At 70.1% G+C, this 24,033-nt stretch carries 18 protein-coding genes and 1 riboswitch; of the genes, 12 read left to right on the top strand and 6 right to left on the bottom strand.

The genetic code is table 11. The features are described 5' to 3' along the window. Nucleotides 1-2: 2 nt before the first annotated feature. From minE to DX914_RS01160, 7 genes are all read left to right on the top strand, one after another. The gene (minE, locus tag DX914_RS01190) at nt 3-263 is read left to right on the top strand and encodes a cell division topological specificity factor MinE (protein ID WP_115857256.1); all 261 of its coding nucleotides are present in this window, start codon (nt 3-5) and stop codon (nt 261-263) included. 96 nt (nt 264-359) lie between these two features. Then, nucleotides 360-836, top strand: a complete 477-nt coding sequence (locus DX914_RS01185) for a hypothetical protein (protein ID WP_115857255.1) — start codon at nt 360-362, stop codon at nt 834-836. Between the two features lie 1,855 nt (nt 837-2,691). Continuing rightward, a complete protein-coding gene (locus tag DX914_RS01180) occupies nt 2,692-4,677 on the top strand; it encodes a M2 family metallopeptidase (RefSeq protein WP_115857254.1) in 1,986 nt (661 codons plus the stop codon). Between the two features lie 799 nt (nt 4,678-5,476). Next, complete coding sequence (locus DX914_RS01175) at nt 5,477-6,106, top strand: peroxiredoxin family protein (RefSeq protein ID WP_231118094.1); 630 nt, start codon at nt 5,477-5,479, stop codon at nt 6,104-6,106. Between the two features lies 1 nt (nt 6,107). Beyond that, entirely contained in the window at nt 6,108-6,332 is a 225-nt protein-coding gene (locus tag DX914_RS01170; RefSeq protein ID WP_196778800.1) for a hypothetical protein, read from the top strand. Nucleotides 6,333-6,444: 112 nt separating this feature from the next. Continuing rightward, a complete protein-coding gene (locus DX914_RS01165; protein WP_196778799.1) occupies nt 6,445-7,542 on the top strand; it encodes an aromatic ring-hydroxylating oxygenase subunit alpha in 1,098 nt (365 codons plus the stop codon). After that, a complete protein-coding gene (locus tag DX914_RS01160) occupies nt 7,539-8,822 on the top strand; it encodes an amino acid permease (RefSeq protein ID WP_115857253.1) in 1,284 nt (427 codons plus the stop codon). The genes DX914_RS01165 and DX914_RS01160 overlap by 4 nt, the downstream gene beginning before the upstream one ends. Nucleotides 8,823-8,834: 12 nt before the next feature. On the opposite strand, the gene DX914_RS01155 is transcribed toward DX914_RS01160, so the two are convergent. The 6 genes from DX914_RS01155 to DX914_RS01130 form a co-directional block, all read right to left on the bottom strand. Continuing rightward, nucleotides 8,835-9,230: a lysozyme inhibitor LprI family protein gene (locus DX914_RS01155; protein ID WP_196778798.1), complete on the bottom strand. Its 396-nt coding sequence runs from the start codon at nt 9,228-9,230 to the stop codon at nt 8,835-8,837. Between the two features lie 114 nt (nt 9,231-9,344). Continuing rightward, a complete protein-coding gene (locus tag DX914_RS01150) occupies nt 9,345-10,700 on the bottom strand; it encodes a M1 family metallopeptidase (RefSeq protein WP_115857252.1) in 1,356 nt (451 codons plus the stop codon). A 91-nt stretch (nt 10,701-10,791) separates the two neighbouring features. Continuing rightward, nucleotides 10,792-11,997 (bottom strand): DegT/DnrJ/EryC1/StrS family aminotransferase, encoded by a 1,206-nt coding sequence (locus DX914_RS01145; RefSeq protein WP_115857251.1) that lies wholly within the window; start codon nt 11,995-11,997, stop codon nt 10,792-10,794. An 11-nt stretch (nt 11,998-12,008) separates the two neighbouring features. Beyond that, complete coding sequence (locus DX914_RS01140) at nt 12,009-13,271, bottom strand: multidrug effflux MFS transporter (protein WP_115857250.1); 1,263 nt, start codon at nt 13,269-13,271, stop codon at nt 12,009-12,011. Further along, nucleotides 13,271-13,726, bottom strand: coding sequence for a VOC family protein (locus tag DX914_RS01135; protein WP_115857249.1), 456 nt, complete (start codon nt 13,724-13,726; stop codon nt 13,271-13,273). Before DX914_RS01135 ends, DX914_RS01140 begins: the two co-directional genes overlap by 1 nt. 117 nt (nt 13,727-13,843) lie before the next feature. Beyond that, nucleotides 13,844-14,656, bottom strand: coding sequence for a hypothetical protein (locus DX914_RS01130; RefSeq protein ID WP_115857248.1), 813 nt, complete (start codon nt 14,654-14,656; stop codon nt 13,844-13,846). A 311-nt stretch (nt 14,657-14,967) separates the two neighbouring features. Further along, nucleotides 14,968-15,133: riboswitch (glycine riboswitch) on the top strand. 40 nt (nt 15,134-15,173) lie between these two features. Here DX914_RS01130 and gcvP point away from each other — a divergent pair. The 5 genes from gcvP (at nt 15,174) to DX914_RS01105 (ending at nt 23,568) form a co-directional block, all read left to right on the top strand. Continuing rightward, on the top strand, nt 15,174-18,050 hold the full coding sequence (gene gcvP, locus DX914_RS01125) for an aminomethyl-transferring glycine dehydrogenase (RefSeq protein ID WP_115857247.1): 2,877 nt from the start codon (nt 15,174-15,176) through the stop codon (nt 18,048-18,050). A gap of 232 nt (nt 18,051-18,282) precedes the next feature. Further along, nucleotides 18,283-19,299 carry a sensor domain-containing diguanylate cyclase gene (locus tag DX914_RS01120; protein ID WP_196778797.1) on the top strand — a complete coding sequence of 339 codons (1,017 nt, stop codon included), beginning with the start codon at nt 18,283-18,285 and terminating at the stop codon, nt 19,297-19,299. Between the two features lie 147 nt (nt 19,300-19,446). After that, entirely contained in the window at nt 19,447-20,970 is a 1,524-nt protein-coding gene (locus DX914_RS01115; protein ID WP_115857245.1) for an XVIPCD domain-containing protein, read from the top strand. 203 nt (nt 20,971-21,173) lie between these two features. Continuing rightward, nucleotides 21,174-22,670 carry an XVIPCD domain-containing protein gene (locus tag DX914_RS01110; RefSeq protein ID WP_231118092.1) on the top strand — a complete coding sequence of 499 codons (1,497 nt, stop codon included), beginning with the start codon at nt 21,174-21,176 and terminating at the stop codon, nt 22,668-22,670. 25 nt (nt 22,671-22,695) lie between these two features. Beyond that, complete coding sequence (locus DX914_RS01105; protein ID WP_115857244.1) at nt 22,696-23,568, top strand: hypothetical protein; 873 nt, start codon at nt 22,696-22,698, stop codon at nt 23,566-23,568. Nucleotides 23,569-24,033: the final 465 nt, after the last annotated feature.

Raw genomic sequence — 24,033 nt, 5'->3', positions numbered from 1 at the left:
GCATGGGACTGTTCGACTTCCTGCTGGCCAAGAAGCAGACCGCGGCGGTGGCCAAGGACCGTCTGCGCATCATCGTCGCCCACGAGCGCGCCGGCCGCGGCGGCCCGGAGTACCTGCCGATGCTGCAGCGCGAGCTGCTCGAGGTGATCCGCAAGTACGTCAACGTCGACGTGGAAGCGGTCAAGGTGGACGTGGTCAAGGAAGGCGAGCACGACGTGCTCGATATTTCCGTGGCCCTGCCGGACCGCCCCAGTCCGGCTTGAGGCGTGGGGCTCAGGAGTTAGCGGTCAGGAGTTAGGAGCTAGCGAAAGCCGCTCTCGCTAACTCCTATTTCCTATCTTCCATCTCCAGCTCCTCCCATGCTCACCCTGGCCGACATCGATCATGCCGCGGTCGCGGCGCTGCTCGCCCGCTACGGGCTGGCGCTGGCGCGCGTGGCCGACGGCGAGCCGATTCCCGGCAGTTACTGGGGCGACAGCGAGGCCGGACTGATCGGCAGCACGGTGTATGCGCGCGGCGACACGCCGCTGCATTCGCTGCTGCACGAGGCCGCGCACCTGATCGTATTGCCCGACGAGCGCCGCGCGGCGGTGCACACCGACGCCACCGATTCGGTCGAGGAAGAGGACGCGGTGTGCGTGCTGCAATGCCTGCTCGGCGATGCCCTGCCCGGCGTGGGCCGCGAACGCGTGTACGCGGACATGGACGCCTGGGGCTACACCTTCCGCCTGGGCTCGGCCCGCGCCTACGTCGAATCCGACGCCGACAGCGCCTGGCAATGGCTGCACGACCGCGGCCTGGCCGACGCCGCCGCGCGCAGCCTGCGCCTGCCCTAACCGACCTGCGCCGCCCCCCGTAGGAACGGCGCCATGTGCGACCGCGACCCCGCAACTACGACGTGGGACCTGCTCTAGCGCCTTGGGGTAGGAGCGGCGTAAGCCGCGACCGCGTCCCACAGCTACGACGAACGCCGCGCCCACCCCTGTAGGAGCTGCGCAAGCTGCGACCGCGAACCCGCAACGACGACGTGGGACCTGCCCTAGCGCCTTGGGGTAGGAGCGGCGTGAGCCGCGACCACAAATCCACCACTATGACGAACGCCGCGATCGCCCCCGTAGGAGCTGCGCAAGCTGCGACCGCGAATCCACACCTACGCCGCAACCTTCGTTTCCCCTGCTTCCGCCCTGCTTGTCTTCCCCCTTTGGAAAAGGGGGATTGAGGGGGATTTGCTTTGGCTCTTGCTTGAGGAGCAACAGCAACAGCTTCCGTCCGCAAGCGGCCGGGTAACTTTCTTTTGATAAGCGTCAAAAGAAAGTAACCAAAGAAAAACGCTGCCCCAGAGCTCCCTTGCGAGATCGGAGTTGGCGCGGGGATTTTCCGATCGGGCCTCCTGCCCGAGCGGAAAACGGCGCACGTCCTGTGCGCCGCCCTTTGGGTCTTCTATTGGTGCTGCGAGTTCGGGGGCCGGGCAAAGATCAAGAGCATTCGCTGCGCTCATCCCCTCACCCCAACCCTCTCCCGCAAGCGGGAGAGGGGATGCATCCGACGCCGCTTGCTGCTTTAGCCCCTCTCCCGCTTGCGGGAGAGGGGTTGGGGTGAGGGCAGACCCAAGCCGCGAACTCGCGGCGCAGCCCACGCTGGGCAGACGGACCCGGCCGGCCTGCACCCATAAGCACAGAATAAAGTTCGGCGTTCGCGACGCCGCCGCGCGGTGCGCCCGCAAGCGCCTCCGCCCGGCGGCCCCGCGGCCGCCACGCCCGTCCGCTGGACGCGCGCATTGGGGCTCGCTACAGCCCCGAATTCGATACCGTCCCTGGCACGTCGATCCGATGGGTTCCCGCGCCCGGCACCCGGCCTTGCGGCCCGTGCCCCGGCGTGCGATCCGTCGCTGCGGCTGCCGTCGTCCAGACGTAGCCGCCGAGTCCGATAACTCCAACCCCCATCACCACCGCCGCTGACGTCCCGTCGGCCTCCCTGGCCGCCGGCGACCGGTCCAGCTCCTACCTCGCGCCCGGCGGCCGTGACCGCGGACGAGCATCCATGGCTCGACGCGGCCGTCCAGGCGCACGCCGACGAGCATTCACACCACTCCCTAAACCCCTTGCACGGTGACCGTAGCCGCGTGTCCTGGCGCCCTCCCCGGCGCCGGACCGCCCGACCTGCGTGGCGCTGTGCGCCTGCGCGGAATCAGACCTTCCGTGGCGTACCGGGCGACCACCGCGAACCTGTCCCGGAGCGTCACCTTTCCCGCTTTTGGGTCACAAATCAAATGATTCTTTTATGACTGAGTCCGGTTGTAATGGATGCGTTCAGCCGCGGCAAGGGGTCTGCGCATTTGGAGAACTAAGCGAGTTTTATCCGAATTTATCGTCACTTAGCGGCATTAGATCGCATGAATCGCGGCGATGCCGGCATAGGCCTCACCCATAATTCACCCAAACATGAACGATAGATAAATATCATTGGCATGCTCGTTGCCGCCCTACGTCACCCTTTGCGTTATGCGGCCCCACTCGCCCGCGCCCATTGCGCGAAAACCGCGCCACGACCCGACCCGCAACGCCTGCCGCCAGACCCGGCCAAGCCTGCCCCACCCGCGACTTTGCGGCCTTGCGCCCCGCCGGATCGGCCTCTAGCCTCGGTGCACCCCGCGCCCCGGCGCGGTGCATTCGTCCTGGAGAGAACCGCCTCATGAAGCCCTTACGCGCCCTGCTCGCGCTCAGCATCGCCGCCGCCGTCATCGGCGTGGCCGGTTGCAAGAAAGAACCGACCCCCGTCACCGGCCCGGTAGCGACCACCGCGCCCAAGGGCGAGACCGCCGACGAGTTCATCGCCCGCGTCAACGCCGAATACAAGGCCCTGTACCCCGAGATGAGCTCGGCGCAGTGGCTGTCGGCGACCTACATCAACGACGACAGCGCGCTGATCGCGGCCAAGAACAACGAGCGCTGGCTGCAGCAGCTCAACAGCTGGATCGAGCAGTCCAAGCGCTTCGAAGGCCAGCAGATGTCGCCGCAAACCGCGCGTTCGATCCAGCTGCTGAAGCTGATGACCGCGATGCCCGCGCCCAAGGACCCGGCCAAGCTGGCCGAGCTGACCAAGATCGCGGTCAAGATGGACGGCATGTACGGCGCCGGCCGCTACTGCAAGGGCGAAGGCGAGCAGAACTGCCGCCAGCTCGGCGACCTGGAAGAAGTGCTGCGCAACAGCCGCGACTACGACGCCCAGCTCGACGCCTGGCAGGGCTGGCACAGCATCGCCCAGCCGATGCGCAAGGACTACGTGCGTTTCGTCGAACTGGTCAACGAAGGCGCCCGCGACATGGGCTACGCCGACACCGGCGAGATGTGGCGCTCGGGCTACGACATGAGCCCGGCCGAGATCGCCGCCGAGACCGACCGCCTGTGGGGCCAGGTCAAGCCGCTGTACGAACAGCTCCACTGCTATGCGCGCACCCAGCTCGACGCCAAGTACGGCACCGACAAGGGCCACGTCGCCGGCAACATGCTGCCCGCGCACCTGATGGGCAACATGTGGCAGCAGGATTGGGGCAACCTCTGGGACATCCTGCAGCCGTACAAGGACGCCGGCAGCCTGGACATCACCAGCGCCCTGGCCGCGCAGTACCAGCAGCAGCTGGACGCGCAGATGGCCAAGAACCCGGATTCGCAGGAGCCGCAGCAGCAGGCCCAGCTGGAAGTCGACGCGGCCACCGCCACGGCCAAGCTGATGACCGAGCGCGCGCAGGACTTCTACGTCTCGCTGGGCATGCCCAAGCTGCCGGAGAGCTACTGGAGCAAGACCCAGTTCGTGAAGCCGCGCGACCGCGACGTGGTCTGCCACGCCAGCGCCTGGGACATGAACATGGCCGGCGACGTGCGCACCAAGATGTGCATCAAGCCCAACGAGGAAGACTTCACCACCATCTACCACGAGCTGGGCCATGTCTATTACTACATGGCCTACAACCAGCAGCCGCCGCTGTTCCAGGGCGGCGCGCACGACGGCTTCCACGAGGCCATCGGCGACACCATCGTGCTGGCGATGACGCCCAAATACCTGCAGTCGATCGGCCTGGTCGGCGACCAGCAGCAGAGCCAGGAAGCGCTGATCAACGCGCAGATGCGCATGGCCCTGGCCAAGGTTTCGTTCCTGCCGTTCGGCCTGATGATCGACCGCTGGCGCTGGGGCGTGTTCGACGGCTCGATCAAGCCGGCCGACTACAACAAGGCCTGGTGGCAGCTCAAGGCCAAGTACCAGGGCGTTGCTCCGGCCAGCGCGCGCGGCGAGGAATTCTTCGACCCGGGCGCGAAGTACCACGTGCCGGGCAACACCCCGTACACCCGCTACTTCCTCTCGCACGTGCTGCAGTTCCAGTTCTACAAGTCGCTGTGCGACGCGGCCGGCTACAAGAGCCCGCTGTACGAGTGCAGCTTCTACGGCAACAAGGAAGCCGGCAAGCGCTTCCAGGCCATGCTGAGCAAGGGCCAGAGCCAGCCCTGGCAGCAGACGCTGAAGGAGCTGACCGGCGGCGAGAAGATGGACGCCTCGGCGGTGCTGGAATACTTCGCGCCGCTGCAGACCTGGCTGAAGCAGCAGAACGAAGGCAAGACCTGCGGCTGGCAAGCCGATGGAAAGGTCGCCGTCGCGGCCAAGCCGGCGGCCGGCAAGGGCTGAGTTCCGCGCAGCCGCATGCGGTTGGAGCAAGGCCGGCGCAAGCCGGCCTTGTTCGTTTTGCTTCCCGTATCGCGCTGCCCTCACCCCAACCCCTCTCCCGCAAGCGGGAGAGGGGCTAAAAGCAGCAAGCGGAATCTGATGTATCCCCTCTCCCGCTAGCGGGAGAGGGCTAGGGTGAGGGGGTGAGCGCAAAGCGCGAATGCTCTTGACCCTCGCTCGGACACCGAACTCGCAGCGCCAATAGAAGACCCGAAGGGCGGCGCACAGGATGTGCGCCGTTTTTCGCTGGCACAGGATGTGCCATCGAAAAATCCCCGCGCCCACTCCGCTCTCGCACGGGAGCTCTGGGGAAGCGCTTTTCTTTGGTTACTTTCTTTTGACGCTTATCAAAAGAAAGTGACCCGGCCGCTTGCGGACGGAAGCTGTTGCTGTTGCTCCTAAGCAAGAGCAACAGCCAAAGCAAATCCCCCTCAATCCCCCTTTTCCAAAGGGGGAAGACAGGCAAAGGCGGAAGCAGAGGGAACGAGGGTTACGACGTAGGTGCGGATTCGCGGTCGCAGCTTGCGCAGCTCCTACACGGGGCGCGCGTGGCTCTCGTCGCAGGTGAGGATTCGCGGTCGCGGCTTACGCCGCTCCTACCCCAAAAGCAGGCGTCGCTGTCGGCGACGATTTCCCGACTTTGAAACTGTCGAAAACTTCGTTGCCGCGCGAGCAAGCGCTCGCCATCGCCACCGCTCGCATCGCCTCGATGTGAGCCTCGTCAAGTTATGCATCGGCGCGCGCTGCTACGGTCGCCTCCATGTCGACGCCCCCACCTAAGGACAGCCGGGCCGCCTCGCGCAGCACCGTGGCGATATTGCTGATCGCCCTCGCGCTGGCCACCGCCCTGGTGGTGACGCTGGGCTGGCAATTGCACAACGCGCGCGAGAACCAGCGCTGGCTGGCCAAGCGCGCTACCCAGCCCTACATCGGCATGTACGTGCCGCGCATCGCCGCCACCACCCTCGACGGCGCCGCGCGAACCCTGGGCCAGCCCGCGGCCGACTACCAGGTGCTGTACTTCTTCACCACCGGCTGTCCCTACTGCCGCGCGTCCGCGCCGCTGGTGAAATCCATCGCCGGCCAGCTCGACAGCGCCTCCGGCGGCCGCGCCGAACTCATCGGCGTGGCCCTGGATCCGGCCGATGCGGCCGGCGCCTACGCGCGCGAGCACGGCTTCGCATTCCCCATCGTCGCCACCCAGGACCGGCGCAGCGCCATGCTGTTCCGCGCGCGCAGCGTGCCGCTGCTGCTGGTGGTCGGACGCGACGGCCGCGTGCGCTATGCGCGCGTGGGCGCGATCAATACCAAGGACGGCGTCAATGGCGTACTGACCGCGGTGCGGCGCACGGAGGCGTCGGCGGCGGGTCCCACCACCAAGGAGAGTTGAAATGAAGCATCGGACACGCAGTGTGCGCATCGCTCTGGCTGCCTTGCTGTTTTCCACCGCGATGAGCTTCGGCGCCTTCCAGGTCGTCGCCGGCGACGGCGTCGGCGTGCAGGCCGACAGCGAAGCCTGCAGCGCCTGGGCCTGCCGGCAGGAATGCCAGGGCTTCGGCGGCGACCTCGGCCCCGGCGGCCCGGGCCAGCCGCTGCAGTGCTATTGCTGCGGCTGATCCCGCAGGCGATACCGCGCGCGGCCGGCGTCCCCCTTACGCCGGCCGCGCGTTCTTCCACCGCTCAGCGCCCTTCTGGCGCCCGCCGCCGCGCTGGCGCGATACTGCGGCGATGACGCCGCCCCCCGCCCCGACCGACGAACTGGCCGCGCAGCCGCTGACCCACGCCATCGCCCTGCCGGCGCGCTACTACGCGCAGGCCGGCATGGCCGCGCTGGACCGGCGCGCGGTGTTCGACCCCGGCTGGCAGCTGCTCGCCCACGTCTGCCAGCTGCAGGAGGCCGGCGACCACGTGATCGGCGACTTCGCCGGCCTGCCGGTGATCGCGGTGCGCGGCGGCGACGGCGAGATCCGCGTGTTCCACAACGTCTGCCGCCACCGCGCCGGCCCCATCGCCAGCTGCGACGGCCTGGCCGCGCGCTCGCTGCGCTGCCGCTACCACGGCTGGACCTACGGCCTGGACGGCGTGCTGCGCTCGGCGCCGGAAATGGGCCAGGCGCCGGACTTCGCGCCCGAGGACGTGCGCCTGCCGCAGCTGCGCGTGCGCGTGTGGCAGGGCCTGGTGTTCGCCAGCGTCGATGTGCCGGCGATGGACTTCGACGAACTCGTCGCCGGCATCGATGCGCGCATCGGCGCCGAACGCGGCCTGGCCGATTACGGCCATCACCACCGGGAAAGCTACGACGTGGCCTGCAACTGGAAGGTCTACGTCGACAACTACCTGGAGGGCTATCACGTCCCGCACATCCATCCCGGCCTCAACCGCCTGCTCGATTACCGCAGCTACGTGACCGAAACCGCGCGCTGGTACTCCTACCAGTGGAGCCCGCTGGAAAGCGGCGACGGCCTCTACGGCGACGGCGACGCGCTGTACTACTGGCTGTGGCCCAACACCATGCTCAACATCCTGCCCGGCCGGCTGCAGACCAACCGGGTGGTGCCGCTGGGCGTGGACCGCTGCCGGGTGGTGTTCGACTTCTACTACCGCCGCGACGACTCGGAGCAGGCGCAGGCGCGGCGCGAAGCCGACCTGCGTTTCAGCGACGAAGTGCAGGTGGAAGACCTGACCATCTGCGAGGACGTGCAGCGCGGCCTGGCCTCGGGTTCCTACGTCGCCGGGCGGCTCAACCCGCTGCGCGAGAACGCGGTCCACCACTTCCACGAACTGCTGCGCGCGACCTACCGCGACGCCGCCGCGCGCGGCGCATGAGCGAAGCCGGCCGGCCCCTGGGGTTCTGGTCGGCCGCAGCCCTGGTCGCCGGCAGCATGATCGGCAGCGGCGCTTTCCTGCTGCCGTCTTCGCTCGCGCCTTATGGACGCGCCAGCCTGATCGGCTGGGCGCTGACCCTGTGCGGCGCGCTGCTGCTGGCGGCGACCTTCGCCCGCCTGTCGGCGCGCTGGCCGCACAGCGGCGGGCCTTATGTGTACGCGCGCGCGGCCTTCGGCGACAGCGCCGGCTTCGTGGTGGCCTGGAGCTATTGGATTTCGATCTGGTGCGCGAACGCGGCCATCGCGATCGCTTTCGCCGGCAGCCTGGGCGCGCTGTTTCCCGCCGCCATCGCCAGCCCCGCGCGCGCGGCCGGCTGCGCGCTGGCGGCGCTGTGGGCCTGCAGCGCGATCAATCTGGCCGGACTGCGCGAAGCCGGCCGGGTGCAGTTGCTGACCACCGCACTGAAGCTGCTGCCGCTGCTGCTGTTCGCCGCGGCCGCACTGTGGTTCGCCGGCGACGCGCGGCCGCAGGCGCCGTTCAATCCCAGCGGCCTGCCGCTGCCGCAGGTCGCCCACGCCACCGCGGCGCTGGCGCTGTGGGCGCTGCTGGGCCTGGAAGCGGCGACGGTGCCGGCCGGCGCGGTTCGCGATGCGCCGCGCACGGTGCCGCGCGCGACCCTGCTCGGCACCCTGGTCGCCGGCGTCGCCACGGTGCTGGCCTGCACCGCCGTGCTGGACGCGGTGCCGGCATCGACGCTGCAGAATTCCTCCGCGCCCATGGCCGACGCCGCGCGTGCGCTTTGGGGCCCCACCGCCGGTACGCTGCTGGCGCTGACCGCGGCGGTGTCCTGCTTCGGCGCGCTCAACGGCTGGGTGCTGCTGTCGGCGCAGCTGCCGCTGGCGGCGGCCCGCGACGGCCTGTTCCCCGCGCTGTTCGCGCGCGTGGACGCGCACGGCACGCCGCAGGCCGGGGTGCTGTTGTCCTCGGCGCTGGCATCGGCCCTGGTGCTGGCCAACTACAGCCGCTCGCTGGTGCAGGTGTTCACCTTCGCCATCCTGCTGTCCACCGCGGCCACGTTGCTGCCCTACGTGGCCGGCAGCCTGGCCTGGCTGCTGCGCGGCGAGCGCGGCCGCACGGTAGCGGCACTGGCCTTGCTGTACAGCCTGTATGCGCTGGCCGGCATCGGCGCGCAGGCGCTGCTATGGGGCACGGCGCTGATCGTGGCCGGGCTGCCGCTGCATTGGTGGCGGCGGCGGCGCCGCGTCGTCACGCGCCAATAGACGCCCAGCGCCCTATTCGCCGTTGAGCTCGCGCAGCTGCAGCGCCCGCTCGGCGTTGAGCTGCATCGGGCAGTAGCCGTACATCGGCGATCCGATGTAGGAACCGGCCAGCTCGCAATGCGCGTTGCGGTACTTCAGCCAGGCCTGCTGCGACGCTTCGAACTTGGCCGCATCATCCGCATTGGCTTCGCTCAGGCGCGCATGGATGGCCTTGTACTGGCGCGTGATCTCGGCCTTGGCCCGATCCGAGACCTCGCCGGAGCAGGCCTCGACCACGGCATTGTTGATCGGGCCGTGCTTGTCGACACAGGCGCCGTAGAGCCGGTCGTACTCCGAGGCGCTGGCGGCCATCGCCTGCAAGGGCAGGACCAGCAACAGCGGCGCGATGCGCCATGCGATCGTCTTCATAGCCGGGAACCCCCTGTTGCGCGCAGCCGGCGCATGCGTTGAACGAAGCTGCGCGCCATTGTGCCCGAGCGCAGGGGCGAACTCGCGCCCGGCCGGGCGCAGCCCCGGCCCGCGTCAGCGCGCGGGGGCGGCCGGGTAGACCCAGTTCGCGAAGAAGGCCGACAGATCGCGGCCGCTGGCCTGCTCCATCGCGCGCTGGAAATCCTGGCTGGTTACCGACGCGCCGCGATGGGCACGGGTGTATTCGCGCAGGCCGTTCCAGAACGCGGCCTCGCCCAGGTCCTCGCGCAACAGGTGCAGCACGTAGGCGCCCTTCTGGTAGACCACCGCGCGGTCGTCGCCGCTGGGCTTGTCCCAGTCCGGGAACACCAGCGGCTTGTCCTTGCCGGCCTCCTTGAGCCTCTCGTAGCGGCGGCGCCAGCCGTCGACCTGCTTGAGGTATTCGTCGCGGCCGAAGCGCTGCTCCATGTAGCTGGCGGCGAGGAAGTTGGCGAAGCCCTCGTTGAGCCAGAACTGGGTCCAGTCGCGGCAGGTGACCAGGTTGCCCCACCACTGGTGCGCGGTCTCGTGCGCGATCAGCGATTCGTCGCGGCGGTCGCCGAGCACGCCGCGGCCGTATTCCTCCGACAGCAGGGCGAAGCCGGCGTGCTCCTGGCCGATGGTGCGCGCGACCAGGGCCTGGGTATAAACGCCGCCGGGATAAGGCACGCCGGCGCGGCGCTCGAAGTAGCGCAGCATGTCGCCGGTGTCGGCGAACAGCTTGCGCAGGTCGTTCTGGCTGTAGCCGGCGCCCAGGTAGCGCAGGCGCACGCGGCTGCCGCGGTCGCTGGCCTCCTCGAACGGGCCGGCGGCGAAGCCGTAGGTGTAGGCCGGCATCGGCACGGTCTGGCGCCAGCGGTGCAGTTCCTTGCCCTTGCCCAGACTGCGGCGGCCGACCAGGTAGCCGTTGCCCACCGCCTTGAGCCCGGCCGGCAGCACCACGCTCAGGTCCAGCGAGGCGCGCTCGTCCGGCGCGTCCACGCCGACCAGCCACTGCGTGGTCGCGAACAGGGTGTAGACCTGGCGCTTGTCGGGATGGAACTGCAGGCCGAAGCGCGGCGTGCCGTGGTAGCTCACGCTGATCTCGCGCAGCTGCCCGCGCAGCGCCGGCCGCGGCAGACGCACCTTGAGCACGCGCCCGGTCTGGTCGAAGGACAGCGAACGCTCGCCCTCGCGCACCCGGTCGATGTCCAGGCCGTCGCGGTCGAGCACGATCAGATCGGTGGAGTCGACGGTGGCGGCGAAGCGGATCGAGACCTCGCCCTTGACGCTGCGGGTCTGCAGGTCGGGCTCGATCCGGGCCATGTAGTGGCGCACGTCGAAGTCGCGCGCCATCGCCGGCATCGCGTACGCCAGAACCGCGGCCAAGGCCCAGCCGATCGGCCGGCGCCAGCGCGCTTGGGTCGCGTTCGTTTCCCTGCCCTGAGCCATTCGTTCCGTCATGCCGCCGTGATCGAGCGAAGTCTAGCGTCCCCGGCCGCGGTCCGTTTGAACGAGCGCGTACCGGCGCCGGGACCGCGGCTCATACCAGCGACGCGCCGTCCCCCAGCGTCGCGCGCACGGCCAAGGCCAAGCCCTGGAGGTCGCCCTCGCGCTCCGGCGCGGGCAAATACACCACCGCGGCCATGACCCTGCGCAGATCGCCGGCACCCGCCGGCACCGCGCCCGGCACGGCGTACAGGCTGGACGCGCCACAGGTCGCATCGAAGCCGCGCGCGTACAGGCCGGCGATCAGCCGCGCCGGGTCCGGGCTGAGCACCGGCAGCACCCAATGGCTGGCGCCGGTGGCGGCACGGCCCGGCCGCGCCAGCGGCAAGGCCGCCAGCAGGCGTTCGCCGCGCTGCGCGCGCAAGGCCGCACGCGCCCGCGGATAACCGCGCAGGCGCCGCAGCAACAGCCGCGACTGTGCCGCGCACGGCCGCTGGCGAACGCGTTGGAACAGTTCGCCACCGGCGAAGCTGCGCACCGAACGGTTGATCAAGCCGTCGTGGTCGATCCCGAGCACGCGGCAGGCGCCGCAGACCAGGCCGTAGGCGACGCGTCCGGTCAGGGCCTTGAGCAAGGCGTACTTGCCGACCCGCCGCGCGAACGCCGTGCCGGCCTGCAGCGGCTGCAAGGCCTGTGCCGCACGCACGCGCCCGCACAGTCGCGGATCGGCGAAGCGCAGCACGGCACCGCCCAGCGCGGTGGCGGTCTTGATCGGACCGAAGCTGAGCAGGCTGACATCGCAGCCCGGTTCGCCGAACCAGCCATCGCCGGTGTAGGCCTGGGCACCGTCTTCGACCAGCAGCAGGCCGTGCCGGCGCGCGAAGGCCAGCGCAGCCTGCAGGGGCATGCGGCTGCCGAACAGATGCGCCACCAGCAGCATGCGGCTGCGCGGCGTGAGCGCCGCGGCCAGCGCGGTTTCGTCCAGGGCCAGGGTCTCGGCATCCAGGTCCACCGGCACCGCGCGCAGGCCGTGATGCTCGATCACCGCGACCATGTCGCGGATGGTCACCGCCGACACCAGCACCTCGCTGCCCGGCGGCAAGGCCAGGGTCGCGAGCAGGCGATCGAAACCGCTGCGCACCGACAGGCTGACCAGCGCATGGCGGCCGTCGCCGGCGAGCTCGTCGGCAGCGGCCTCGGCCTGGGCCTGGGCGCGTGCGCTGTCGCCTCCGCGCAAGGTGTAGGCCGCGGCGCAGGCGAGATCGAGCCAACCGATATCGGGACGCTGTCGCGGCACCATCGTCGATGCGCCTACAGCGTTTCCGGCGGCTCGATCGCGGGCGTGTCCGGGGTGGGCGGGCCCTGCCGCGTGCGCGCCGATTCCCAGCGCCAGAAACCCCAGCCGGCGACCACGAAGGCCAGCGCCGCCAGGGCCAGGTTCAGGCCGCTGCCGCTGACCAGCGGCGACAGCACGCCGGCGATCAGGGCGTTGAGGACCAGACCGGTGAAGGCCTGCAGCGACGAGGCCGAACCGCGCTGGCGCGGGTACATGTCCAGGATGGCCAGGGTCACGATCGGGAACACCAGGGCCACGCCGAAGGAGCACAGCGAGATCGGGATCACCGCCCACGGCACCTGAGGGGTGGCGTCGAACAGGTTGTAGGCCACGTTCAAGAGCATGGCCGCGATGCTGCAGGCGAAGCCGATGCGAACCATGCGCTGGCCGCCGACCTTGCCCGCGGTACGCCCGGACACGAACGCGCCGGCGACCATGCCGCCGATCATGGGCACGAAGAACCAGGCGAACTCGCGCTCGTTGAGCCGCAGCAGTTCCAGCACGAACGCCGGCGCCGAGGAGATGTACAGGAACAGCGCGCCGAAGTTGAGCGCGCTGGCCGCGGTCAGGCGCTGGAAGCGCGGGTTGACGAAGATCGCGAAGTAGTCGCGCAGCAGTCGCCGCGGCACCAGCGGCAGGCGCGAGGCCGGCGGATGGGTTTCCGGCAGCACCCGCAGCGTGGCCACCAGCAGCAGCACCGAGAACGCGACCAGGAACCAGAAGATCGCCGGCCAGTGGCTCCAGCCCAGGATCCAGCCGCCGATGATGGGCGCGATCGCCGGGGCGATGCCGAAGATCATCGACACCTGGCTCATCAGCCGCTGCGCATCGTCGCCCTGCAGCACGTCGCGGATCACCGCGCGCCCCACGATCAGGCCCACGCCCGCCGACAGGCCCTGCACCGCGCGGAACGCCAGCAGGGTGCCCAGGTCGCGCGACAGCGCGCAGCCCACCGAGGCCAGGGTGAACACCACCAGCCCGCCGATGATGACGCGGCGCCGTCCGATCGCGTCCGACAGCGGCCCGTGGACCACGCTCATCAGCGCGTAGGCGATGAGGTAGACGCTGATGGTCTGCTGCATCGCCAGCTTGTCGGCGCCCAGCTCGGCGCCCATCGCCGGGAACGCCGGAAAGATGGTGTCGATCGAGAACGGGCCGAACATGGCCAGGCCCGCCAGCAGCGGCGCCAGGTAACGCGCCGGTTTGGCGGCGCCGCGCGGTGTCGCCGGTTCGCTCATCAGGTGGCGGCCGTGGCCGCGCCGGTGTCGATCGGCACTTCGTCGGGCGGGCCCTTGAGTTCGACCAGGTTGCCCTCGGGGTCGAACAGGTATTGCGACGGCCCCTCGCCCTCGGCGCCGTAGCGCGAGCCGAAATCGCCGATGCGCGCGCCATGCGCCTGCAGGTGGGCGACGATGGCGTCGCGGTCGAAGGGATCGGCGCGCAGGCACAGGTGGTCCATGTTGCGCCCTTCCGCGCCGGGGCCGGCGCCGCCCATGCGGCCGAGCTTGCCGTCCAGGTCGACCAGGTCGATCAGCGACAGGCCCGCGCGCAACTGGATCAGGCCGATCGCGTCCTGGCGGCGCTCCACGCTGCAGCCCAACACGTCGCAGTAGAACGCGACCATGGCTTCGGGATCGCGCACCCGCAGGACCACGTGGTCCAGGTGCAACAACTGGAACGGAGGAGCGCTCATGCGGTGTGGGATCGCGGGGGCCGTGGTGGTCGTCACAGCATACAACCGCGCCGCCGCGGCAGCGTCATGCGCGCCTGTCGCAACCGGTCGTTTCGCATGCTCGCCATCGCCACGCGTTCAAGGCGCGGCAGCCGGCGCACGCGACGCCGGTGCCGGCTCGCGCTTGCGCGAAGGCAGCGCCTGCAAGCGGCCCAGGCTCTCGATCGGCACCGCCTCGGCGCGGCGCGCATCCGGCCACCACAGGAACACATAGGCGCTGCTGGTGCCGAGCAGGCGCGCGGTGCCGGGCAACGGCGCCGATTCGCCGGCCAGGGTCACCTGCACCACGGAGCCGCTGCCCTGATCGCGGATCAGCCTGGCCTTGCTGATCACATAGGAACAGGTGGTCATGGCCATGCCCATGAACACCACCAGGGCGATGCCGGTTTCCGGCTTGAGCCGCAGCAGCGTCCAGCGGAACCAGTCCGAGCTGGGAAACACCAGGCGTCCCCACCAGCGCCGCTGGTAGGCGGCCGCGCGCTGCGGGTGGCGCGCACGGTAGATCTCCGGCCAGCTGACCAGCCAGGACATCAGCACCGACAGCGCCAGCACCAGCGCGTAGCTGGGATCGCGCAGGCCGGCCACCAGGTAGTCGCCGGCCTGCATGTACTCCAGCACCGGCAGGTCGAACTGGCGGTAGAACCAGTAATTGGCCCACAGGCCGATCATCGACACCAGCACATAGGCCGCGCTCAGGCCCAGGCTGGGTTCGCGGACCAGCCGGCGCCAGGCGCGCAGGGCCAGGGATACGTCGGCGCCGCTCGCGTCGGCTACGGCCGGCGGCGCAGGCGGTGCCTGCCGCTCGGCCGGCGCGGCGACGGCCGCGGCCTGGGCGCGTTGGCGCTTGCGTTTGCCGCGCTGCGACGGCGGCGCGCCGGAACCGTCGCTCATGGCCGCGCCCCGCTGCGCTGCACGGCGGCGCTCGCCCGGTACGAGCGGGCGGGACATACGGCCGGTCGATCCCCCTGGATCCCCTCGACTTGGCGTGTAGGCATGAGACGGCGCAGGGCCCCTGGCGGCGGAGCCCCATGGTACGGCCTGGACTCGCAAACTGAACCGGCCGCACCCTGACCCCGGCGGCGCCATGCGGCTATAATCCCGGGCTTGAAACACGCGGTGGGAGAAGCCGGCCGGCCCCGCAAGGGAACGTCCGCTGCCGAAGGCGCAACGCCCGTAATCGCTCAGGCCCCATACCGCCGCGTGTACAAAACTCTGGAGAGACCGCCCGCCCGGACCATCGGACGGAACCGGCGCCGAAGGGGCACGAAGCGAGCCGTACAGGAGCATTCCCGAACGGGAATCCCTCCCCCAGCTGCCTGTATGCAGCGGCGCTTCCAAACTCTCAGGCAAAAGGACAGAGGGGCGCCTCGCGTGCGGCACCGCACGCTGCCTACGGACGCCCCCTGCCATGACTTCAGCTGTCAATCGCGCCTCCCTGCGCGACCTCGAGCACCACGACGCCTTCCTCGAGCGCCACATCGGCCCCAACGACGCCGAGATCGCGCACATGCTGCGCGTGGTCGGCCACGACTCGCTGGAAGCGCTGACCGACGCCATCGTGCCGACCCGGATCAAGTCGCCCGCGCCGCTGGCGCTGCCGGCGCCGATGACCGAAGTGGAGGCACTGGCCAAGATCCGCGTCCTGGCCGACAAGAACCAGGTGTTCCGCAGCTACATCGGCCAGGGCTACTACGGCACCCTGACCCCGAACGTGATCCTGCGCAACATCCTCGAGAACCCGGCCTGGTACACGGCCTATACGCCCTATCAGGCGGAAATCTCGCAGGGCCGCATGGAAGCGCTCATCAACTTCCAGACCATGGTCGCCGACCTGACCGGGATGGAGATCGCCAACGCCTCGCTGCTGGACGAAGCCACCGCCGCGGCCGAGGCCATGACCCTGGCCAAGCGTTCGGCCAAGTCCAAATCCAACCTGTTCTTCGTCTCCCAGGACGTGCACCCGCAGACCCTGGAAGTGCTGCACACCCGCGCCGAGGCCATGGGCATCGACCTGCAGGTGGGCGACGACAGCCAGGCGCTCAACGTCGACAGCTTCGGCGTGCTGCTGCAGTACCCCAACACCCGCGGCCAGATCGGCGACCACAAGGCCCTGGCCGACGCCGTGCACGCGCGCGGCGGCCTGGTCGCGGTGGCCACCGACCTGCTCGCCCTGACCCTGATCGCCGCGCCCGGCGAGTGGGGCGCCGACATCGTGGTCGGCAACAGCCAGCGCTTCGGCGTGCCGTTCGGCTTCGGCGGCCCGCACGCGGCCTTCATGGCCTGCCGCGACGCCTACAAGCGCTCCATGCCCGGCCGCCTGATCGGCGTGTCGATCGACGCCGAAGGCAAGCCCGCCTACCGCCTGACCCTGCAGACCCGCGAACAGCACATCCGCCGCGAGAAGGCCACGTCCAACATCTGCACCGCGCAGGTGCTGCTGGCGGTGATGGCCTCGATGTACGCCGTCTACCACGGCCCCGAAGGCCTGACCCGCATCGCCCGCCGCGTGCACCGCCTGGCCGCGATCCTGGCCGCCGCGCTGCGCCAGGCCGGCCTGACCGTGGGCCCGGACTTCTTCGACACCCTGGACGTGGTCGGCGTGGACGCCGACGCGCTGCGCGCCAAGGCCGTGGCCGCGCGCATCAACCTCAACTACTGCGGCGACCCGGGCCGCGTCGGCATCAGCCTGGACGAGACCGTCACCCGCGACGAGATCGTGCAGCTGGCCGCGCTGTTCGGCGCGCGCATCGACGACATCGACGCGCTCGACGCCGCCACCGAAGACGCCCTGCCCGCCGGCCTGCGCCGCGACAGCGCCTTCCTGCAGCACCCGGTGTTCAACACCCACCACAGCGAGCACGAACTGCTGCGCTACCTGCGCCAGCTGGCCGACAAGGACCTGGCCATGGATCGCACCATGATCCCGCTGGGCAGCTGCACCATGAAGCTCAACGCCACCGCCGAGATGATCCCGGTGACCTGGCCGGAGTTCGGCAACATCCATCCGCTGGCTCCCGCAGACCAGACCACCGGTTACCGGGAACTCATCGACGGCCTGGAAGCGATGCTGGTCGAATGCACCGGCTACGACGCGGTCAGCCTGCAGCCCAACTCCGGCGCGCAGGGCGAATACGCCGGCCTGCTGGCGATCCGCGCCTACCACCGCTCGCGCGGCCAGAGCCACCGCGACATCTGCCTGATCCCGGAATCCGCGCACGGCACCAACCCGGCCTCGGCGCAGATGTGCGGCATGCAGGTGGTGGTGACCAAGTGCGACGGCAACGGCAACGTCGATGTCGAGGACATCCGCCGCAACGCCGAGAAGTACAGCGACCGCCTGGCCGCGATCATGATGACCTACCCGTCCACGCACGGCGTGTTCGAGGAGGACGTGGTCGAGATCTGCGAGATCGTCCATAACCACGGCGGCCAGGTCTACACCGACGGCGCCAACATGAACGCCCTGGTCGGCGTGGCCAAGCCCGGTCATTGGGGCTCGGACGTGTCGCACCTCAACCTGCACAAGACCTTCTGCATTCCGCACGGCGGCGGCGGCCCCGGCGTCGGCCCCTGCGCGGTCAAGTCGCACCTGGCGCCGTTCCTGCCGCGCACCCTGGGCGGCGAAGGCGCGGTGGGCATGGTCAGCGCGGCCAGCTACGGCTCGGCTTCGATCCTGCCGATCAGCTGGATGTACATCACCATGATGGGCGCGGCCGGCCTGCGCAAGGCGACCCAGGTCGCCCTGCTCAACGCCAACTACATCGCCCGGCGCCTGGCCCCGCACTACGAGACCCTGTACACCGGCCGCAACGGTCTGGTCGCGCACGAGTGCATCCTGGACCTGCGCCCGATCAAGGACGCCACCGGCATCGGCGCCGAGGACGTGGCCAAGCGCCTGATCGACTTCGGCTTCCATGCCCCGACCCTGAGCTTCCCGGTCGCCGGCACGCTGATGGTGGAGCCGACCGAAAGCGAATCGCAGCACGAGCTGGACCGCTTCATCGACGCCATGATCCAGATCCGCGAAGAGATCCGCGCGGTCGAGGACGGCAAGCTGGACCGCGAGGACAACCCGCTCAAGCACGCCCCGCACACCGCCACCGCGGTCTCGGCCAGCGAGTGGACCCACGCTTACCCGCGCGAGCTGGCCGCGTTCCCGCTGCCCGGCCTGAAGCTGGTCAAGTACTGGCCGCCGGTGGCGCGCGTGGACAACGTCTACGGCGACAAGAACGTGATGTGCGCCTGCATCCCGGTCGACGCCTACAAGGAAGACGCCGAGGCGTAAGCTGCGAACCGCGGCCGGCCTCAGGGCCGGCCGCAACGCGGCGCTCGCGCCGCGCCATGGCGAACGGACTCGCGAACGATTCGGTCCGGGGGCGGCGCACCGCTCGCACTGCCATGAAAACGACACAATATTTGCGCATCAAATGCGTGCGAACCGCAGGGACGCCGGTTCCGCCTGCAACGCCGCGAGGTTTGCCGGCTATCCTCGCCCCCACTCCCCGCCGGAGCCGGCCATGAGCGCCGTCGAACTGCCCGCCACCGACGACGCCTCGCGCCTGCTCCAGGTCATCCAGACCCAGACCGAGATCGCACGCCTGGGCCTGGACCTGGGCGGAGTGATGGACCTGGTCACCCGCCGTGCGCAGACCCTGACCCACGCGGTCGGCGCCGTGGTCGAACTGGCCGAAGGCGAGCAGATGGTCTACCGCGCCGCCTCCGGCATCGCCGAGCCCAGCCTGGGCCTGCGCCTGAGCCGCGCGGCCAGCCTGTCCGGCGCCTGCGTCGCGGTCGGCGCGCCGCTGAGCTGCGAGGATTCGGAAACCGATCCGCGCGTGGATCGCGAGGCCTGCCGCGCGGTCGGCCTGCGCTCGATGATCGTGGTGCCGCTCAAGCACCACGAAGCGGTGGTCGGCGTGCTCAAGGTCATGGGTGCCGCGCCGGCGGCGTTCGACGCCGAGGACCTGCGCATGCTCGACCTGATGTCGGGCCTGATCGGCGCGGCCATGTACCACGCCGCCCGCTACGAAACCGACGAGCTGTTCCACCAGGCCACCCACGACGCGCTCACCGGCCTGCCCAACCGCGCGCTGTTCTACGACCGCCTGCGCCACTGCCTGGCCCAGGCCCAGCGCGACCACCGCCGCATCGGCATCCTCAATCTGGACATGGACGGGCTCAAGCCGGTCAACGACCGCATGGGCCACCGCGCCGGCGACGCCGCGCTGGTGGAATTCGCCACGCGCATGAAGCGCAGCGCGCGCAGCGGCGACACCGTGGCCCGCGTCGGCGGCGACGAGTTCGGCGTGATCCTGCCCGGCATCGAGCACCGCGACGGCGCCATCGCCCAGGCCCAGCGCCTGGCCGAATCGCTGGACCCGCCCTTCGCCTTCGACGACAGCGCCATTCCGCTGCAGGCCAGCATCGGCTGCGCCATTTACCCCGACGACGGCCACGACCTGGGCGAGTTGCTGCACAAGGCCGACCAGGCCATGTACAGCGCCAAGCGGCGCAAGAAGGGCGAGCCGGGCTGAGCCTCTCCCCGGCGGCCCTCACAGGTCGAAATAATGTGCGCTTTGTCACACATGGGTGACAGTGCTAGGCTGCCCGCGAGGCCCGGGATAGGCCCAGGCGCCAAGGGGACGCGCCGCGCAATGCGGCGCAGGACAAGGAGTTCGGCCATGCCGGAGTTCGACATCAACGCCTCGGCCGACCAGGTCGCCGCCCTGTTCAAGCAGGGACGCGGCACCGATGCCCTGGCCCGCCTGGACACCCTGCGCCACGGCCAGCCGCCGGTGGTGCAGGAAGCCCTGGACCGCTACGTCGCCCGGCGCGCGACCGCCGAGGTCAACGCCATGTACGCCCTGAGCCTGCTGCCGATGCCGGGCATGGACGCGGTGGCGCCGAGCGAACCGCTGGGACGGCTGATCGCGGCCAACTACACCGCGCCGCGCTTCCCCGCCGACAGCGAGACCGCGCGCCTGTCGCAGGCGCAGCAGTACGACATCTACGCCAGCGTGATCGGCGTGCGCGGCGACCAGGCCGCGCGGGCTGCGCTGAACACGCAGGACCGCGTGATCCTGGGCATGCGCAACGACACCCGCACCACCGCCAACCACGGCGCCGGCGTCTACGACGACCGCATCGTGGTGGTGTGGAAGGACGACAAGGGCGTCCGCCACGCGCGCGAGTTCAACCATTCCAACACCGAGCCCAGCGCCCAGTACGACCACCACGCCGGCAGCGACGGCACCCGCGTGATCGCCGAAAGCGGCGGCCAGGTCGCGCCGCGCCTGAAGCCGTCGCGCGGCTACGAGCACGTCGACACGCGCAAGATCGAAGGCGAGGACGTCAACAACGACCGCATCCGCGACATGGGGCGCCTGGGCGAAGGCACCACCGAGATGCGCGCCGATGCGCACCCCACCTACGGCGCGAATCCGGGCGAGGAATTCGCCCTGCGCCCGACCGCGGCGGCGGTGGGCGCCGGCGCGAACCGCGTGCAGCGCGACACCAACGCCGACGGCTGGTTCAACGCGCGCGACGTGAACGGCCTGCAGGCCTTGAACGACACCTTCAAGATCCACCGCGGCGGCAGCAGCAACACCGACTCGGCCGGCTGCCAGACCATCGGCGGCGGCGAGTACGACGACTTCATCACCGCCGTCGGCGGCAACCAGCAGCAGACGCGCTGGCAGTACGTACTGACCTCGGTGGCGCCGGCGCAGACCCAGCAGCGCGCGCAGCCCGCCGGCGGCGCGGGTCCGCGCGCCGACGCGGGCACGCCCGAGGGCGCCGACCCGCGCCATCCTGCGAACCCGCCCCATGCCGACCATCGCCTGCATGGCCAGATCGACGGCCACTTGCGCGCGCTCGGCGGCGAGTACGCACGCAACGCCGACGCGATCGGCCTGAGCCTGCTGGCCGCGGCCAAGGCCGGCCAGATCACCCAGGCCGACAGCCTGGTGCCCAACCGCGCCGACAACGGCCTGCAGGCCGACGAAACCCTGTTCCTGATCCAGGGCCGCCCCGGCGACCCGGCCGCGCGACGGGTGGCGCTGTCGGTGGAACTGGCCGCCAGCACGCCGGTGCAGGCCAGCCTGGCGCGGCTGGACGCCCTCAACCAGGCAGACGCCAACCCGGCCGCGCCGCAGGCAGCGGAGCAGGCGCCAGGCCAGGACGCCGCGCCGCGCCGCATGGGCTGAGGCCGGCTGGGCCCTGAGGGCGCATTCACGGTGCCGCGGCGCGCGCCGGCGCCGCCGCTTCGTGCGCAAACCGTTCGCTGGCCGCGCGCGGCCTTGCCTGCGATTCACACGCCAATGCTACGCTCGCTCCGACGGCGGCACGGATCGCCCACGCGCGAGCCCGGCGTTGGCCGGCGCGTACGCCCAACCGGAAAGGAATTCCCATGCCCGAACTCGACATCAACGCCTCCGCCGACGAAGTCGTCGCCCTGCTCAACCGCGGCCAGAACCGCGAAGCCGCGGCCCGGCTGGACGCGCTGCGCCAGGACCAGAGCGTGGTGGTGCAGGAAGCGCTGGACCGCTACGTGGCCGTGCGCGGCCAGGACCGGCTGACCGCCCTGCGCGCGCCCAATGCGCTGACCGGCGACGACGCCACCGCGCTCAACCCCACCCTGGACCGATTGCGCACCGCGACCGCGGCGCCGCGCTTCCCCGCCGAGAACGAAACCGCGACCCTGTCGCAGGCGCAGCAGTACGACGTCTACGCCAGCGTGATCGCCGCGCGCGGCACCCAGGCCGCGCGCGACGCGCTAGGCGGCCAGGACCGGGTGATCCTGGGCATGCGCAACGAAACCCAGACCACCCAGAACAGCGGACGCGGCCAGTACGACGACCGCATGGTGGTGGTCTGGCGCGACGCCGACGGCGGCCGCCACGCGCGCGAATTCAATCAGGTGACCACCGAGCCCACCGCGCAGTACGACCACCACGCCGGCAGCGACGGCAACCGCATCTACGCCGATACCCAGCGCCAGGCGCCGCGGCTGGCGGCCTCGCCCGGCTACGAGAACGTGCGCACGCGCAAGATCGAAGGCGACGACGTCAACGGCGACCGCGTGCGCGACATGGGCCGCCTGTCCGAAGGCACGGTCGAGATGGTGGAGACCGTGCACGCCAGCAACGGCCACACCCGCAACGGCCGCGAGTTCTCGCTGCGCCCCTCCGATGAGGCCGTGCGCAACGGCGCCAACCGGGTCGAGCGCGACACCAACGCCGACGGCTGGTTCGACTCGCGCGACGTCAACGGCGTGCAGGACCTCAACAACACCTTCAAGATCCACCGCGGCAGCAACACCAACACCGATTCCGCGGGCTGCCAGACCATCGGCGGCGGCGAGCACACCGACTTCATCAACACCGTGCGCGGCAATCCCAACCAGGACCGCTGGCAGTACGTGCTGACCTCGGTCGCGCCCGGCCAGCAGCAGGAGCGCAACCAGGCCACGCCGGCGCAGGACGGTCAAGCCCGCCCGCCGGCCGACCCGCGCAATGCCGACCATCCGGATCACCGCCTCTACACCCAGATCGACGGCCACGTGCGCGGCCTGGGCACCGCCTACGAGCGCAATCACGAAGCCGTCAGCCTGCACCTGCTGGCCGAGGCCAAGCGCGGCAACCTGACCCAGGTCGACGCGATCGCCACCAACAACGCCACCGCCAACCTGCGCGCGGGCGAAACCCTGTTCCTGGTCCAGGGCCGCCCCGGCGATCCGGCGGCCGCGCGCGTGTCGGTCTCGGCCGACGCCGCCACCCATGCCACGCCGGAGGCCAGCCTGAATCGGCTGGACGCGATCAACCGTACCCAGGCCGCGAACCAGCCGACGATGGAGGAACCGCAGCGCGTGCAGCAGCAGGAACCGCTGCAGCGTCGCGCGCAGTAATCCACGACCCCACAGGAGTACCCCCGTGCCCCTACGCTCCAAGTACCTGCTCGCCGGCTTGCTGCTGACCGGCTGCGCCAGCGCCGGCAGCGCGCCGCCCAAAGCCGCGGCTGCCGCCCTGCCCGGTTTCTCGCCGGTCAGCGGGCCGGTGGTCCGCGACGGCCGCTACACGCAGGCGCCCGCTTCGGTCGTGGCCTTCGTCGCCGCGCTGCCCACGCAGTCGGTGTTGCTGCCGGTGTCGCTGCGGCAGAAACTGCTGTCGGGCCAGGTCTACCTGCGTACCCTGCCCGGCACCGGCGGCCGCAGCGATTACCTGCTGGCCGATCAGAACGGCGCGCGCTACAGCCTGTGGCTGCGCAGCTTCCAGGGCCGCGAGCCGGGCACCACCGGCTACCTGCTGCAGATGCGCATGGCCTGCAGCGCGATCGATGCGGCGCAGGCGCAAGCCGAGGAAGAAGACCTCAGTGCCGCGCGCCGCGCCTGCGCGCAGGCGCATGCCGAGTACGCCGACACCGGACTGCGCGCCTACCGCATCGCCGACGGTCAGGCGCCGGAGGACGTGAGCGCGAGCCTGAAGGCACCCGAGCGGGCCTTGGGACGCGCGCGCCTGGACCGCTACGACGCCCAGGGCGCCGATCCCATCGCCGTCGACGACAGCCGAATCGACGCGGCGCCTACGCTGCGCTGGGTGGTCAACGCCGATCCCGAACAGCCGCTGCCCGCCAAGGACGAGCGCGTGTTCCAGGGCGGCTACAAGTCGCATGCCGGTTTCGTGATCTGGAACGGCGACGGCTTCGAAGTGCGCGACAGCGTGCCGCGCGCGCTGTGGCCCTGCCCGGCGTCGGCCGACGCGCCCTGCCCGGACCCGCAGGACCGCTACGTAAGCGGCGCGAAATAGGCCGGTAGCCAGCTCCGGATAGGCGCCGCCGCTCTGGGGTAGGAGCGGCGTAAGCCGCGACCGCGAACCTGCAATTTCCTCGAAAGCCGCGGCTCCCATGTAGGAGCTGCGCAAGCTGCGACCGCGAACCCGCAACTACTGCGACGGCCTCGGTCTGCGTGTGATCTGCTTTCTGTAGGAGTGGCGTGAGCCGCGATCCGCTCCGAACTCGCGAAGGTGTTTGGGTGTGTTGGTTGAAGCAACAGCAACAGCTTCCGTCCGCAAGCGGCCGGGTCACTTTCTTTTGATAAGCGTCAAAAGAAAGTAACCAAAGAAAAACGCTGCCCCAGAGCTCCCGTGCGAGAGCGGAGTGGGCGCGGGGATTTTTCGATGGCACATCCTGTGCCAGCGAAAAACGGCGCACATCCTGTGCGCCGCCCTACGGGTCTTCATTTCGGACTGCGAGTTCGGGGCCCGAGCGAAGAT

It is taken from the genome of Lysobacter silvisoli, assembly GCF_003382365.1.
GTDB classification, from domain to species: domain Bacteria; phylum Pseudomonadota; class Gammaproteobacteria; order Xanthomonadales; family Xanthomonadaceae; genus Lysobacter; species Lysobacter silvisoli.
The sequence above is the reverse complement of the archived record's forward strand: the minus strand, read 5'-3'. Positions and strand labels throughout refer to the sequence as shown.